This is a genomic window from Streptomyces sp. NBC_00029, assembly GCF_045160505.1.
GTDB lineage: Bacteria > Actinomycetota > Actinomycetes > Streptomycetales > Streptomycetaceae > Streptomyces.
On record NZ_CP108292.1, the window covers coordinates 4,638,391 to 4,653,239 of the forward strand.

The window sequence follows — 14,849 nt, forward strand, 5'->3', positions numbered from 1 at the left end:
TGAACCTCTCGGCGGGGATTGCTGCTGGGCTGCTGTGCTACTCGATCCCGATTACCGCTGAACCGAAGTTCAGTGGGTCTCGGGACGAAGGACCTTGGTCCGGAGAACCGACTCGTTCAGGTTCATCTGTCGGTCAAGCTCCTTGACGACCGCAGGCTCGGCCTGAAGGTCGATGACCGAGTAGATGCCCTCGGGCTTCTTCTTGATCTCGTAAGCGAGACGACGACGGCCCCAGGTGTCGACCTTCTCGACCTTTCCGTTGCCCTCACGGACGACAGAAAGGAAGTTCTCGATCAGCGGGGAGACAGCGCGCTCCTCGAGATCGGGGTCGAGGATGACCATCACTTCGTAGTGACGCATGTGGAACCCACCTCCTTTGGACTCAGCGGCCACGGTCGTTCCGTGGCAGGAGGGTCGTGATGCGTAAGCACGGCGTCCGCAGAGCAGACACCGCGCAGCTGTACAGACTACCTGCTCGACTCCTTCCGGTTGAAATCCGGCGGGAGAGGGCCACAATCTGTATCCATCGGGTGTGCTCGGTGCTAGGCCTGCGGCCCCATGCCGGAGGCAGCCCGCAGCACCGCCAGCTTCAGCCAGGAGGTGCCTTCCGATGGCACAGGCAATGCGGCCCCCTCAGATCTCCCTGCTCTCCACCGACGGCAAGCCCCATCCGCTGCAGGACACCCTGATGGCGGTCACCCTGACCCTCGGCGCCGTGGCGTTCGTCACGGCCTTCTTCCACAACCTGCACCTGATCAGCTCGTGGGCCGGGCTGATCGGAATCCTGACGGGTGCGTACGGACAGTTCGTCTCCGTCACGACACGCGAGCGCTTCGCGCTGATCATCGGCCTTGGCGCGTCTGCCATCGGCTTCTACCTCGGCATGTTCCACGGCGGCCTCTTCGGCGGCTGACCGGCCGCACCGGGACTCCTCGGCGGCAGGGCGCCGGCCAGGCACCGGCCCGGGCCCACGGCCCGTCCCCCAGAAGGGTGGCGCCCCTGTCGCAGTAGGCTTCGCGCCATAGCCAGCGAAGCCGCCGGAGGAGACGCCCCGCATGAGCCTGTCCCTGAGGACCATCAGCCGAGAGCAGCATCTGGGTTACCTCCAGAGCCTGCCCTCGGCTAGCCACTGCCAGGTCCCGGCGTGGGCCGACGTGAAGAACGAGTGGCGTTCCGAGAACCTCGGATGGTTCAACGAGTCCGATGAACTCGTCGGCGCGGCCCTCGTGTTGTACCGGCAGCTGCCCAAGGTGAAGCGGTACCTCGCGTACCTGCCCGAGGGCCCGGTCATCAACTGGTACGCCCCGAATCTGGAGGAGTGGCTCCAGCCGATGCTGGCCCACCTCAAGCAGCAGGGCGCCTTCACGGTGAAGATGGGTCCGCCCGTCGTCATCCGCCGCTGGAACTCGACCGCCATCAAGGCCGGCATCCAGGACCCGAACGTGAAGCGCCTGCGCGACGTGGAGGCCTCGGTCATCGAGCCCCGCGCGTTCGAGGTGTCGGACAAGCTGCGCCGCATGGGCTGGCAGCAGGCCGAGGACGGCGGCGCCGGCTTCGGTGACGTCCAGCCGCGCTACGTCTTCCAGGTACCGCTGGCCAACCGCTCGCTGGACGACGTCCTCAAGGGCTTCAACCAGCTGTGGCGCCGCAACATCAAGAAGGCCGAGAAGGCCGGCGTCGAGGTCGTCCAGGGCGGCTACGAGGACCTGCCGACCTGGCAGCACCTGTACGAGATCACGGCCGAGCGCGACAAGTTCCGCCCGCGCCCGCTCAGCTACTTCCAGCGCCAGTGGACGGCCCTCAACTCCGAGGACCCCAACCGGATGCGCCTCTACATCGCCACGCACGAGGGAGAGCCGCTGGCCGCCGCCACGATGCTCACCGTCGGCCAGCACGTCTGGTACTCGTACGGCGCCTCCGCCAACCACAAGCGCGAGGTCCGCCCCTCGAACGCGATGCAGTGGCGCATGCTGCGCGACTCCTACGCGCTCGGCGCCAGCGTCTACGACCTGCGCGGCATCTCTGACACGCTGGACGAGAACGACCACTTGTTCGGTCTGATCCAGTTCAAGGTCGGCACGGGCGGCGAGGCCGTGGAGTACGTCGGCGAGTGGGACTTCCCGCTCAACAAGGTGCTGCACAAGGCCCTCGACATCTACATGTCGCGCCGCTGACCCGGCACCCACCCCGCCCCACACACAGACAGCACCGCTGCACCACGCAGCTTCTCAGGAGAGGTTCCGGACGGGCATGGCGCTCACGCTCTACGTCGACACCGCGCGCTGGCGTGCGCACCAGAAGCAGATCCAGGACCAATTCCCCGGGCTGATCCCGGTCTGCAAGGGCAACGGCTACGGCTTCGGCCACGAGCGGCTCTGCGAGGAGGCGACCCGCATGGGCGCCGACATCCTGGCCGTGGGCACCACGTACGAGGCCGCCAGCATCAAGGACTGGTTCGGCGGCGACCTCCTCGTCCTCACCCCGTTCCGGCGGGGCGAGGACCCGGTGCCGCTGCCCGACCGGGTCATCCGCTCGGTCGCCTCGCTCGACGGCGTGCGCGGTCTGGTGGGGGCCCGGGTGGTCATCGAGTGCATGAGCTCGATGCGCCGCCACGGCATCTCCGAGCAGGACCTCGGACAGCTGCACTCCGCGATCGAGGACGTCCGCCTGGAGGGCTTCGCCCTGCACCTGCCCCTGGACCGCCCGGACGGCTCGGACGCCGTCGAGGAGGTCATCGGCTGGATGGACCGGCTGCGCGCGGCCCGGCTGCCGCTGCACACCATGTTCGTGAGCCATCTGCGGGCCACGGAGCTCGCGCGGCTGCAGCAGCAGTTCCCGCAGACCCGCTTCCGGGCGCGCATCGGCACCCGGCTGTGGCTGGGCGACCACGAGGCCACCGAGTACCGGGGCGCGGTCCTGGACGTCACGCGTGTGGCCAAGGGCGACCGGTTCGGCTACCGCCAGCAGAAGGCCGCTTCCGACGGCTGGCTGGTCGTGGTCGCCGGCGGTACCTCGCACGGGGTGGGCCTGGAGGCCCCCAAGGCGCTCCACGGTGTGATGCCGCGCGCCAAGGGAGTCGCCCGGGCGGGCCTCGCCACCGTCAACCGGAACCTTTCGCCCTTCGTGTGGGCGGGCAAGCAGCGCTGGTTCGCGGAGCCGCCGCACATGCAGGTGTCGATCCTGTTCGTGCCGTCGGACGCCGCCGAGCCGAAGGTCGGCGACGAGCTGGTGGCGCACCTGCGCCACACCACCACGCAGTTCGACCGGGTGCTCGACGCCTGAGTCCGCGGTCAGTCCTTGGGGCCCGCGCCCCAGTCGACCCGCTGTCCGTCCGAGGGCGCCGCGTACTGCGGCGCCCTCGCCGCGTTCGCCAGCACGAACACGTCCTCGGCCCCGTCCAGGACGCCGCCCGAGGGGTCGTCCGAGCCGTCCCGCCGTACGACGTCCCGCTCGGGCATCAGGATGTCCCGGACGATGACCGCGCACAGGTACAGGGTGGTCAGCAGGTGGGCGGCGATCGCCAGCTGGTAGCCCTCCACGGGCAGGCCCTGGTGCTTGTCACCGCTGCTCGTGTAGGCGAGGTAGAACCAGATGCCGAGGAAGTAGACGACCTCGCCGGCCTGCCAGATCAGGAAGTCCCGCCAGCGCGGCCGGGCCAGCGCGGCCAGCGGGATGAGCCACAGCACGTACTGCGGCGAGTAGACCTTGTTGCACAGGATGAAGGCGGCGACGACGAGGAAGGCCAGCTGCGCGAACCGCGGACGGCGCGGGGCGGTCAGGGTGAGCAGGGCGATGGCCCCGCACAGCAGGAGCGTCAGCCCGGTCGCGTACGTGTTGGCATCGACCAGGGGGTTGCCCGAGCGCTGGGAGATCAGCAGCCACACGGAGCCGAAGTCGATGGGCCTCTCCTGGCTGAAGGTGTAGAACTTCGTCCAGCCGTCCCAGGCGAAGAGCATGACGGGCAGGTTCACGGTGAACCAGGCCAGGGCCGCGCCGAAGGCGGCCAGGCCGAATTCTCGCCACTTCCCGGCCCGCCAGCAGAGCACGAACAGCACGCCGAGCAGCAGGACGGGATAGAGCTTGGCCGCGGTGGCCAGGCCGATGAAGACGCCGAAGAGGACCGTCCGCCCGCGGGACCACATGAGCATGCCGGCGGCGGTCAACGCGATGGCCAGCAGGTCCCAGTTGATCGTCGCCGTCAGGGCGAAGGCGGGCGCCAGGGCGAAGAGCAGGGCGTCCCAGGGGCGTCGGCGGTGGGTGCGGGCGACGCACACGGCGATGACGGCCGCGCAGGCCATCAGCATGCCCGCGTTGACCATCCAGTACATCTGCTCGCGGTGCTGCATGGAGCCGCCGGTCGGGGTCAGCCAGGAGGCGATCTCCATGAAGAGCCCGGTGAGCACCGGGTACTCCAGGTACTCCATGTCACCGGGGAGCCGGTCGAAGTAGGGCGTGAGGTTGTCCGCGAAGCCGCGTACCGCGTACAGGTGCGGGATGTCCGAGTAGCAGGCGTGGGTGTACTGGGAGCCCGCCCCCCGGAACCAGGCCCATTCGTAGCAGGGCAGCTTCTGGACCATGCCCAGCGCGAACATGCCGATGGCGATGAGGGCCACGACGCGGACCGGCCCCAGCCAGTGGCCGCCGAGCCTGGCGTAGCGGCCCAGGGGGCCGCCGATGAGCTCACTGCCGGCTGCGGCGACCTCGTCCTGCTGCGTGGGCAGTACGGGGCGGTCCTCGTGCACCTTCGTCATGCGCTCATCCTGCCGTACGGCACCGGACATGGGGGAAGGCCGTCGCACGGCGGGTGCGGCGGCCTTCCCGGGTTCACGGAGCGGCGGTACGGGTCACTCGGGGTTGAAGTCGTCGATCCCGCCGGTGGTGCCGCCCGGGCGGCCCGGTCTGCCGGACTGCGACGGAGACGGTGATCCGCTGGGACCGCCGATGACTCCGGAGGTGGTGCCGGAGTTGGTGCCGGTGTTCGTGCCTCCGTTGGTGGTGCCGCGCGTGGTCTCCGGGTCGCAGTACAGCTCCCACGGCCGGCACGGCCGGCCGCTCTTGGACGGGGAGGGCGACGGCGACGGGGAGGCCGGCGGGACGGTCGACGGGGACGGCGACGGCGGGGCGACGACCGAGGGCGAGGGGGAGGGGGCGCCGGCGGAGTCGGCGGTGACGCCGATGTCCTCGGCCTCCGGGAACTCCTTGACCGGGACGCCCTTGAGGGCATCGCGCATGTACTCGGTCCAGATCTCGGCCGGGATGTCACCACCGTGGAGGGAGGGGATGTCACCCACGCCCTTCATGGAGATCAGCTTCTTGTCCGCCGAGTTGGGGTCGGTGCGGAAGAGGGCCACCGAGGTGGACAGCTCCGGGGTGTAGCCGACGAACCACGCCGACTTGTTCTCGTCGGTGGTACCGGTCTTGCCGGCGGCCGGCCGGCCGAGCTTCTTGACCTTGGTCGCGGTGCCGTTCTGGACCACGTTCTCCAGGACCTTGGTGATGTTGTCGGCGATGTCGCTGTCCATGGCCCGCTGGTCCTTGGGCGGCTCGAAGCCGGACAGTTCCTCGCCGTTCTTGTCGACCTTGCTCACCGAGAACGGCTCGCGGTGCGTACCGGAGGCGGCGAAGGTCGCGTACGAGTCGGCCATCCGGATCGCGCTGGGGGTGGAGGTGCCGAGGGCGAAGGAGGCGTCGGTGTTCGGGTTCATCGACTCCTCCAGGATGCCCGTGGACTTGGCCACGGCCCTGACCTTGTCGTGACCGACATCGAAGACGAGCTGCGCGAACGGGACGTTGATGGACTTCTCCATCGCCTCGTTCAGGGTCACGTAACCGAAGGGGGTGGGGCTCTCGTTCTTCTGCTTGAACGGGTTGCCCGACGCGTCGCGCAGGGGCCTGCCCTCACGGTTGTTGATCACGGTGAGGTCGTTGGCCTGGTACTTGCTGTCGACCGAGATGCCCTTGCCCTTGGAGTTCTGGGTGCCGTACTCCATCGCGGCCGCCAGCACGTACGGCTTCCAGGTCGAGCCGACCGGGACACCGCTGGTGTTGGCGTTGTTGCTGAAGTACTTGTGGTCCCAGCCCGGGCCGCCGTACAGGGCGACGATGGCTCCGGTCTTCACGTCCACGGAGGCCGCGCCGAACTGCACGAAGGTGTCGGTCTCGGGGCGTTCCTTCTCGTTGATCAGCCCGTTGCGGGTGTCCTCGACCGCCTTGACCAGGGCGTCCACCCTGGGCTTCTCGAAGGTGGTCTTGATCCGGTAGCCGCCCAGAGCCATCTGCTCGGGGGTGATGCCCTTGACCTTCATCACGTAGGCCTTGGCCGTGTCGACCAGGTATCCGATCTGGCCGGTCATGCCGCGGGCCTGCTCGGAGTCGACGCGCGGGGGGAAGTCGGCGTCGGTGTACTTCGCCCGCTCGGCCTTGTCCATCCGGCCGACCTCGACCTCGCGGTCCAGCACCCAGGACCAGCGCTCCCGGGCCCGCTTCTCGTTGAGCTCGGGGGTTGCCGCGGCGCCGATGCCGCCGTCCGGGTTGTAGAGGTTGGGGCCCTTCAGCATGGCGGCCAGGAACGCGCATTCGGAGGGGTTGAGGTCCTGGCTGTCCTTGCCGAAGTAGGCACGGGCGGCTGCCTGGATCCCGTAGGCGTCCCGGCCGTAGTAGGCGGTGTTCAGGTAGCCCGCGAGGACCGTGTCCTTGCGCTCGGACACACCCAGCCTTATCGCGATGAAGAGCTCGGTGGCCTTGCGCTTGAGCGTCTGGTCGGAGTCCAGGTAGGTGTTCTTCACGTACTGCTGGGTGATGGTCGAGCCGCCCTGGGTGGAGCCGCCCGTGCCCATGTTCCACACGGCGCGGGCGATGCCCATCGGGTCCACGCCCTTGTCGGTCTCGAAGGACTCGTTCTCCGCCGCGATCACGGCGTCCCGCATCGACCGGGGGATGCTGGAGATGGGCACGATCTGCCGGTTCATCGAACCGCCCGTCGCGACCATCTGGCTGCCGTCGGCCCAGTAGAAGACGTTGTTCTGCGCCTGGGCGGCCTTGTTCGGGTCCGGCGTGCTCACCATGGCGATGCCGATGCCGGCACCCGCGATGATCACCGCGAAGACGCCCAGGGCGGTGCCGGAGACGAACTTCCAGGACGGAACGAAGCGCTTCCAGCCGTCCCGGTCGGACCGTGGGTAGTTGATGAGGCGCTTGTCCGGGCGCCCGGTACCGCGCGTGGTGGCCCTACCGCGGCCGGCGGTCCCTCTCTGGGAGGCCCTGCGGGCCTCTGCACGGCTGCCCTGGGCGGACTGCGGTGCGTACGGACCGCTGTGTGACGCCGTGGGGACGTCACGTCCGGCCCCGCCCCTTGCGGGGCGCTGCTGGGCGGCGCGGCGGGCCGAGGCTCGCCCACCACCCTCGGGCTGCGGCGTTTTGCGGCGGTGCTCGCTCATCGAACGACTACTCCTCGGGCAGGCGAGTGGCCTGGAAGCGGCAGATTAGTTCCGGTGTCCCCCCGGTGTCATCGCCCACAGACTACGCACGCTCAAAACGCGCCCAGTGCCGAAGTTCACCCCAAATCAGGCAACCTGCCTGGTGCGAATTGGTGATGTGACACCGGTCACCATGTCTCCCCTTGTCGATCAGGGCGCCCCGTTCTATCGTCTGGATGTATCGAGTCGATACATCAGCTCGGTATAAAGACTCAGGGGCGGAGGAGAGGAAGGCGGATGAGCAGACGCTCAGGCATCCTCGAGTTCGCCGTCCTCGGCCTGCTCCGCGAATCCCCCATGCACGGTTACGAGCTGCGCAAGCGGCTCAACACCTCGCTGGGGGTGTTCAGAGCCTTCAGCTACGGGACGCTCTACCCCTGCCTGAAGACGCTGGTCGCCAACGGCTGGTTGATCGAAGAACCGGGCAACGCTCCGGAGGACGCTCTCGCCGCTTCACTCGCAGGGCGCCGCGCCAAGATCGTCTACCGGTTGACGGCCGCGGGTAAGGAGCACTTCGAGGAGCTCCTCTCCCACACGGGCCCGGACACCTGGGAAGACGAGTCCTTCGCCGCCCGCTTCGCCTTCTTCGGCCAGACCGAACGAGACGTGCGCATGCGGGTACTGGAGGGCCGCCGCAGCCGGCTTGAGGAGCGTCTGGAGAAGATGCGCGCCTCGATCGCCCGGACGCGGGAGCGTCTCGACGACTACACGCTTGAGCTGCAGCGGCACGGCATGGAGTCCGTGGAGCGCGAAGTGCGCTGGCTGAACGAGCTCATCGAGAGTGAGCGGGCGGGACGGGATCGGAGACGATCCGGTCCGTCCGACGAAACTGAAAAATGAGGCCTGCACCTCGCAGACCTCGTCCGAGAACAAACAGGGAGCAACCGGAATGGGTTCGGTTCGCGTAGCCATCGTCGGCGTAGGCAACTGCGCCGCCTCGCTGGTGCAGGGCGTCGAGTACTACAAGGACGCCGACCCGGCGGCCAAGGTCCCCGGTCTGATGCACGTCCAGTTCGGCGACTACCACGTGCGTGACATCGAGTTCGTCGCCGCGTTCGACGTCGACGCGAAGAAGGTCGGCCTCGACCTTTCGGACGCCATCGGCGCCAGCGAGAACAACACCATCAAGATCTGCGACGTCCCGAACGCCGGTGTGACCGTTCAGCGCGGCCACACCTACGACGGTCTGGGCAAGTACTACCGCATGACGATCGAGGAGTCCGCCGAGGCTCCGGTCGACGTGGTCCAGATCCTCAAGGACCGCCAGGTCGACGTCCTGATCTGCTACCTGCCGGTCGGCTCCGAGGCCGCGGCGAAGTTCTACGCCCAGTGCGCCATCGACGCCAAGGTCGCCTTCGTCAACGCCCTCCCGGTCTTCATCGCCGGCACCAAGGAGTGGGCCGACAAGTTCACCGAGGCCGGTGTCCCGATCGTCGGCGACGACATCAAGTCGCAGGTCGGCGCCACCATCACGCACCGCGTGATGGCGAAGCTGTTCGAGGACCGCGGTGTCCGTCTTGAGCGCACCATGCAGCTCAACGTCGGCGGCAACATGGACTTCAAGAACATGCTCGAGCGCGACCGCCTCGAGTCGAAGAAGATCTCCAAGACGCAGGCCGTCACCTCGCAGATCCCCGACCGTGAGCTCGGCGAGAAGAACGTCCACATCGGCCCGTCCGACTACGTCGCGTGGCTCGACGACCGCAAGTGGGCCTACGTCCGCCTCGAAGGCCGCGCCTTCGGCGACGTCCCGCTGAACCTCGAGTACAAGCTCGAGGTGTGGGACTCCCCGAACTCCGCCGGTGTCATCATCGACGCCCTGCGCGCCGCGAAGATCGCCAAGGACCGCGGTATCGGTGGCCCGATCCTGTCGGCGTCCAGCTACTTCATGAAGTCCCCGCCGGTGCAGTACTTCGACGACGAGGCCCTGGCCAACGTCGAGAAGTTCATCAAGGGCGAGGTCGAGCGCTAACCGAACCCAAGGGTCGCACCGACACCTGGACTTCGGCTGTTCTTCCGCGGAGGGTCCCCGGGCAATGTGCCCGGGGACCCTCCGCGTATGTGACCCTTGCCCTCATGCCTGTCGTACGTGATCTGCGCGTACTCCTGCGCCTGAGGGATTTCCGCAACCTGCTCGCCGTACGGCTGCTCTCCCAGGCCGCGGACGGCGTCTACCAGGTCGCACTCGCCACCTACGTCGTCTTCTCCCCGGAGAAGCAGACCTCACCGGCAGCCATCGCCTCCGCCATGGCGGTCCTGCTGCTGCCTTATTCGGCGATCGGACCCTTCGCCGGGGTGCTCCTCGACCGCTGGCGCCGCCGCCAGGTCTTCCTCTACGGCAATCTCCTGCGGGCCTTCCTCGCCTGCGTCACCGGGATGCTGATCGTCGCGCAGGTGCCCGACTGGCTGTTCTACGCCTCGGCGCTGTCCGTGACCGCAGTCAACCGCTTCGTGCTGTCCGGGCTCGCCGCGTCACTGCCCCACGTCGTCGGACCCGGCCAGCTGGTCACCGCCAACGCGCTCTCCCCCACCGCAGGGACCCTCGCTGCGGTGGCCGGCGGAGGGCTGGCCTTCCTCGTCCGGCTGCTGGCATCGGACTCCAATGCCCTCGTCGTCCTCCTCGGAGCCGGGCTGTACCTCTGCGCGGCCCTCGTCTCCCTGCAGCTGGCCATCGGCCTCCTCGGGCCGGACCACCCCGTCGGCCGGGCCCACCCGTCGGTCACCGAAGGGGTGGCCCTCACGGTGCGAGGGATGGCCGAGGGCCTGCGGCATCTCGCCACACGGCCCCGGGCGGCCCGGGCGCTCACCGCGATGACCATGATGCGGTTCTGCTACGGGGCCCTGTTCGTCATGCTGCTGATGCTCTGCCGCTACTCCTGGTCCGACAACGAGGCCGACGGCCTGGCCCTGCTGGGAGTCGCCGTCGGCGCCTCCGGGGCCGGATTCTTCGCCGCCGCCGTCGTGACGCCCTGGATGGTGGGCAGGCTGGGCACCCTCGGCTGGATCACCGCCTGCTCCGCGGGGGCCGCGGTCCTCGTACCGGCACTCGGCCTGTCCTTCACCCCGGGACCGATGCTGGTCGCCGCGTTCGTACTCGGCCTCGCCACGCAGGGCGCCAAGATCGCCACGGACACGGAGATCCAGTCCCAGGTGAACGACGACTACCGCGGCCGCGTCTTCTCCGTCTACGACGTGCTCTTCAACGTCGCCTTCGTCGGCGCGGCGGCGGTGGCCTCCCTGATGCTCCCGACCGACGGGCGGTCCGTTCTCCTGGTGCTCATCGTGGCCGTGCTCTACGCCGCGACCGCGGTGCTGCTGGCCCGGCACGAGCGACGTTTCACGTGAAACATCTCCCGCGCCCGGCCGACCGGTGTCCACGACGACCATCCCTGAAGCACCCGGGGCGATGTTTCACGTGAAACATCGCCCCGGGTGCTTCAGGCTCAGGCCTGCGAGGCCCACCACTCCTTCAGCGCGACGACAGCGGCCTCACGCCCCATCGGGCCGTTTTCCAGCCGCAGCTCCAGGAGGAAGGCGTAGGCCTTGCCGATCACCGGGCCCGGGCCCACGTCGAGTACCTGCATGATCTCGTTGCCGTCCAGGTCGGGCCGGATCGCGTCCAGCTCCTCCTGCTCCTGCAGCTGCTCGATGCGCTCCTCCAGCCCGTCGTAGGTGCGGGAGAGGGCATTGGCCTTGCGCTTGTTGCGCGTGGTGCAGTCGGACCGGGTCAGCTTGTGCAGACGCTCCAGCAGCGGACCGGCGTCGCGGACGTAGCGCCGCACCGCGGAGTCGGTCCACTCCCCGTCGCCGTAGCCGTGGAAGCGAAGGTGCAGCTCCACCAGCCGGGACACGTCCTTGATCATGTCGTTGGAGTACTTCAGAGCGGTGAGCCGCTTCTTGGTCATCTTCGCGCCCACCACCTCATGGTGGTGGAAGGAGACCCGGCCGTCGCTCTCGAAGCGGCGGGTGCGGGGCTTGCCGATGTCGTGCAGCAGAGCCGCGAGCCGCAGGACGAGGTCCGGGCCGTCCTTCTCGAGTGCGATCGCCTGCTCCAGCACGATCAGCGAGTGGTCGTAGACGTCCTTGTGCCGGTGGTGTTCATCACGCTCCAGCCGCAGCGCGGGCAGCTCGGGAAGCACCCGGTCGGCCAGCCCCGTGTCCACCAGCAGTCCCAGACCCTTGCGCGGGTGGGCGGACAGGATGAGCTTGTTCAGCTCGCCCTGGACCCGCTCCGCGGACACGATCTCGATCCGCTCGGACATCGCCTTCATGGCCGCCACGACCTCCGGGGCGACCTCGAAGTCCAGCTGCGCGGCGAACCGCGCCGCCCGCAGCATCCGCAGCGGATCGTCGGAGAAGGAGTCCTCCGGGGTTCCGGGAGTGCGCAGCACCCCGGCCGCCAGATCCTCCAGGCCACCGTGCGGGTCGATGAACTCCTGCTCGGGCAGGGCCAGGGCCATCGCGTTGACCGTGAAGTCACGCCGGACCAGGTCCTCGTCGATCGAGTCGCCGTAGGAGACCTCGGGCTTGCGCGACGTACGGTCGTAGGCCTCCGAGCGGTACGTCGTGACCTCGATCTGGAAATTCCGTACGACGTCCCCGACGAGCGCGTTCTTCTGCGCCCCGACGGTGCCGAAGGCGATGCCGACGTCCCACACCGAGTCCGCCCACGGCCGGACGATCTTCAGAACGTCCTCGGGGCGGGCATCGGTGGTGAAGTCGAGATCGTTGCCGAGACGCCCCAGCAGCGCGTCGCGGACGGACCCACCGACCAGGGCGAGGCGGAAGCCCGCCTCCTGAAATCGGCGGCCGAGCTCGTCGGCGACAGGGGCGACCCGCAGCAGTTCACTGACCGCGCGGAGCTGCACCTGACTCAGGGCACTGGGGTTGTCTTCGTTGGCGTTCGGCACAACTGAAAAGGGTACGTGCCCGGCCCACCGGGGGCCGCCCCGTTTTGTGGCCACCCCGGTACGCTCCCGACCCGGCCCTGAGCCGATCATGTGGAGCAAGGCGCGGCACTCGCACACAGCGGGCCTCGTTACCATGCGTGGACGCAGAAAAGACGACCACTGACACTTCGAGGGACGGGCTAGCGCGTGGCCGAGGCGGCAGACATCCAGGGGGCGTCCCCCGCTCCTGCCCGGCGCCGGTGGCTGCGGCGCGCGATCGTTCTGCTCGCCGGGACGCCCGTGCTGGCCGCGCTGATCTACTCTCCCGCGCCCCGGGCCGAGGCGGCTCAGGCCTCGTCCGTGGACGTCCAGCTGGTCTCCATGGCCCCCGCGGCGCCGGTCAAGGGCGACACCTTGACCATCGAGGGGACCGTCCTGAACACCGGCTCCGAGACGATCACCGACGCACACGTCGGGCTGCGCGTCGGGTCCGCGCTCACGGACCGCTCGTCCATCGACGAGGCGGCGGAGCGCACCGGCTTCCGGGCCGGCGCCGACCCGGGCGAGATCGACCCGGCCCACGCGGTGAAGATCGCCTCGCTGCCGTCGAAGGTCAGCCAGTCCTTCACGCTCACCATCCCGGTGAACAAGCTCGAGCTCGACAAGGACGGCGTCTATCCGCTCGGTGTCTCCCTGTCCGGAGTGACCGACAGCCGGCCTTCCGAGCAGGTGCTGGGCATCAAGCGGACCTTCCTCCCCTGGCAGCCGGAAGCCGCCGCGAAGCGTTCCCAGCTGACCTACGCCTGGCCGCTGATCTCCACCACCCGCGTGACGGCGGAGACCGGCTCCGACGAGCTCCAGACCCCCGTCTTCCTCGACGACTCCCTCGTCGAGGAGCTCAAGCCGGGCGGCCGCCTGGAGCAGATGGTCACCCTCGGCAAGGACCTGCCGATCACCTGGGTCATCGACCCCGACCTGCTCTACACGGTCGACGCGATGACCAAGGGCTACCGGGTTCGCGGCCCCGGCGGCGGCAAGCCCGTCCAGGGCAAGAACCGGGCCGTCGCCGAGCAGTGGCTCAGCTCACTCGAGGCCGCCGTCCAGGGCAAGAAGGTCGTCGCCCTGCCGTTCGCCGACCCCGACCTCGCCTCCCTCGCCCACCGCGGCAAGGACGTCTCGGGCACCCTGGGCCAGCTGCGCCCCGCCACCGACAAGGCGAAGCAGGCCGTCGAGACGGTCCTGCACGTCCCCGCGTCCACCGACTTCTCCTGGCCCGTGAACGGCGCCATCGACCCCTCGATCGTGAATGTCGCCACCTCGGCAGGCGCCCACAACGTCCTCACCCGCAGCGACAGCCTCGTGGAGAGCGGAGCCCTCGGCTACACGCCCTCGGCCGCCCGCCCCATCGGCGCCGGCACGACCGCCGTGGTGGCCGACGCCGATCTGTCCACCGCCTTCGAGGGCGACATGCTGAACGCCGGGGCCTCCACGCTCGCCGTGCAGCGGTTCCTCGCCCACAGCCTCGCCCTGAACCTGCAGAAGACCGAGGAGCAGCGCAGCTTCGTCGTCGCCCCGCAGCGGATGCCCGGCGTCAGCCAGGTGCAGACGATGGCGGCCGCCCTGCGCGGCCTCCAGGCGGGCCGCTGGACCCAGCCCGGGGACCTCGAGGCCGCGGCCGCCGCCAAGCCCGATCCCGGCGCCACCACCCAGGTGCCCGGCGCCGGCCAGTACCCCGAGGACCTGCGCAAGCAGGAGCTCCCGGTTTCGGCCTTCGAGAAGATCCGCGCCACGCAGAACACCCTCGATCGCTTCAAGGTGATCCTCGCCGCGCCGGACCGCGTGGAGATCCCCTTCGGCAACACCACCAACCGGGAGATGTCCACCTCCTGGCGCGGACGGCCCGACGAGGCCCGCCTCTACCGGGACCAGGTGCAGGACTACCTGATCGGTCTCACCGAGAAGGTCAAGGTCGTCCCCAAGTCCGACGCCACCCTGTCCGGACACAGCGCCACCATCCCGGTCAGCGTGCAGAACAGCCTGGTCCAGGATGTCCACGGCCTCGTGCTGCGGGTGAAGTCCGCCAACCCGACCCGCCTGATGTTCAGCGACAGCGAGCAGCCGGTCACCGTCCAGGGCGACCACACCCAGACGGTCAAGTTCACCGCCAACGCCACGGCGAGCGGACCCGTCGAGGTCACGGCCCAGCTGTTCACCAAGGACGGCATCCCCTACGGCAAGGCACGCACGTTCACCGTGGAAGCCACCGAGATCACCCCCACCGTCATGCTCGTGATCGCCGGCGGTGTGCTCCTCCTGGTCCTGGCAGGCATCAAGATGTACGCCAGCCGCAAGCGCGTCGCGGCACGCGCGGCCGCCGAGGAGAGCACGCAGCCGAGTGACGAGTCCCCGGACACCGGAGCGCAAAGCACCGACGGGTCCGGCACGAGTGAGACAGTGGACCGTTGATTGACGCCGTGGCCGGTCG

Annotated in this window: 11 protein-coding genes; 7 read left to right on the forward strand and 4 right to left on the reverse strand. The window is 68.9% G+C overall.

Going from position 1 to position 14,849, the window contains the following annotated elements:
• Positions 1-69: 69 nt before the first annotated feature.
• On the reverse strand, positions 70-360 hold the full coding sequence (gene rpsF, locus OG753_RS21775) for a 30S ribosomal protein S6 (RefSeq protein ID WP_004950685.1): 291 nt from the start codon (positions 358-360) through the stop codon (positions 70-72).
• Between the two features lie 250 nt (positions 361-610).
• Here rpsF and OG753_RS21780 point away from each other — a divergent pair, with 250 nt between their 5' ends.
• The 3 genes from OG753_RS21780 (at position 611) to OG753_RS21790 (ending at position 3,282) form a co-directional block, all read left to right on the forward strand.
• Positions 611-913 (forward strand): hypothetical protein, encoded by a 303-nt coding sequence (locus OG753_RS21780; RefSeq protein WP_030008388.1) that lies wholly within the window; start codon positions 611-613, stop codon positions 911-913.
• 142 nt (positions 914-1,055) lie between these two features.
• Complete coding sequence (locus tag OG753_RS21785) at positions 1,056-2,174, forward strand: peptidoglycan bridge formation glycyltransferase FemA/FemB family protein (RefSeq protein WP_327263364.1); 1,119 nt, start codon at positions 1,056-1,058, stop codon at positions 2,172-2,174.
• 76 nt (positions 2,175-2,250) lie between these two features.
• Positions 2,251-3,282 carry an alanine racemase gene (locus tag OG753_RS21790; RefSeq protein ID WP_327263365.1) on the forward strand — a complete coding sequence of 344 codons (1,032 nt, stop codon included), beginning with the start codon at positions 2,251-2,253 and terminating at the stop codon, positions 3,280-3,282.
• An 8-nt stretch (positions 3,283-3,290) separates the two neighbouring features.
• Here the strand turns inward: OG753_RS21790 and OG753_RS21795 are convergent, their stop codons facing one another.
• Both OG753_RS21795 and OG753_RS21800 read right to left on the reverse strand, forming a co-directional pair.
• Entirely contained in the window at positions 3,291-4,751 is a 1,461-nt protein-coding gene (locus OG753_RS21795; protein ID WP_405789741.1) for a glycosyltransferase family 87 protein, read from the reverse strand.
• A gap of 93 nt (positions 4,752-4,844) precedes the next feature.
• Positions 4,845-7,436, reverse strand: a complete 2,592-nt coding sequence (locus OG753_RS21800) for a transglycosylase domain-containing protein (protein ID WP_405789743.1) — start codon at positions 7,434-7,436, stop codon at positions 4,845-4,847.
• A 276-nt stretch (positions 7,437-7,712) separates the two neighbouring features.
• On the opposite strand from OG753_RS21800, the gene OG753_RS21805 reads away from it, so the two are divergent.
• The 3 genes from OG753_RS21805 (at position 7,713) to OG753_RS21815 (ending at position 10,820) form a co-directional block, all read left to right on the forward strand.
• On the forward strand, positions 7,713-8,315 hold the full coding sequence (locus OG753_RS21805) for a PadR family transcriptional regulator (protein ID WP_030008393.1): 603 nt from the start codon (positions 7,713-7,715) through the stop codon (positions 8,313-8,315).
• A gap of 49 nt (positions 8,316-8,364) precedes the next feature.
• On the forward strand, positions 8,365-9,447 hold the full coding sequence (locus OG753_RS21810; RefSeq protein ID WP_327263368.1) for an inositol-3-phosphate synthase: 1,083 nt from the start codon (positions 8,365-8,367) through the stop codon (positions 9,445-9,447).
• Positions 9,448-9,551: 104 nt separating this feature from the next.
• Complete coding sequence (locus OG753_RS21815; protein WP_327263369.1) at positions 9,552-10,820, forward strand: MFS transporter; 1,269 nt, start codon at positions 9,552-9,554, stop codon at positions 10,818-10,820.
• 98 nt (positions 10,821-10,918) lie between these two features.
• Here the strand turns inward: OG753_RS21815 and OG753_RS21820 are convergent, their stop codons facing one another.
• A complete protein-coding gene (locus tag OG753_RS21820) occupies positions 10,919-12,385 on the reverse strand; it encodes a CCA tRNA nucleotidyltransferase (RefSeq protein WP_405789746.1) in 1,467 nt (488 codons plus the stop codon).
• A 186-nt stretch (positions 12,386-12,571) separates the two neighbouring features.
• Here OG753_RS21820 and OG753_RS21825 point away from each other — a divergent pair, with 186 nt between their 5' ends.
• Positions 12,572-14,830, forward strand: coding sequence for a DUF6049 family protein (locus OG753_RS21825; RefSeq protein WP_327263371.1), 2,259 nt, complete (start codon positions 12,572-12,574; stop codon positions 14,828-14,830).
• Positions 14,831-14,849 lie beyond the last annotated feature (19 nt).

What these genes read in the sequence shown, in the direction of transcription:
- OG753_RS21805 (WP_030008393.1), top strand. Translation starts at nt 7,713, where the DNA reads ATGAGCAGACGCTCAGGCATCCTCGAGTTCGCCGTCCTCGGCCTGCTC.
- OG753_RS21810 (WP_327263368.1), top strand. Translation starts at nt 8,365, where the DNA reads ATGGGTTCGGTTCGCGTAGCCATCGTCGGCGTAGGCAACTGCGCCGCC.
- OG753_RS21785 (WP_327263364.1), top strand. Translation starts at nt 1,056, where the DNA reads ATGAGCCTGTCCCTGAGGACCATCAGCCGAGAGCAGCATCTGGGTTAC.
- OG753_RS21800 (WP_405789743.1), bottom strand. Translation starts at nt 7,436, where the DNA reads ATGAGCGAGCACCGCCGCAAAACGCCGCAGCCCGAGGGTGGTGGGCGA.
- rpsF (WP_004950685.1), bottom strand. Translation starts at nt 360, where the DNA reads ATGCGTCACTACGAAGTGATGGTCATCCTCGACCCCGATCTCGAGGAG.
- OG753_RS21780 (WP_030008388.1), top strand. Translation starts at nt 611, where the DNA reads ATGGCACAGGCAATGCGGCCCCCTCAGATCTCCCTGCTCTCCACCGAC.
- OG753_RS21790 (WP_327263365.1), top strand. Translation starts at nt 2,251, where the DNA reads ATGGCGCTCACGCTCTACGTCGACACCGCGCGCTGGCGTGCGCACCAG.
- OG753_RS21815 (WP_327263369.1), top strand. Translation starts at nt 9,552, where the DNA reads ATGCCTGTCGTACGTGATCTGCGCGTACTCCTGCGCCTGAGGGATTTC.
- OG753_RS21795 (WP_405789741.1), bottom strand. Translation starts at nt 4,751, where the DNA reads ATGACGAAGGTGCACGAGGACCGCCCCGTACTGCCCACGCAGCAGGAC.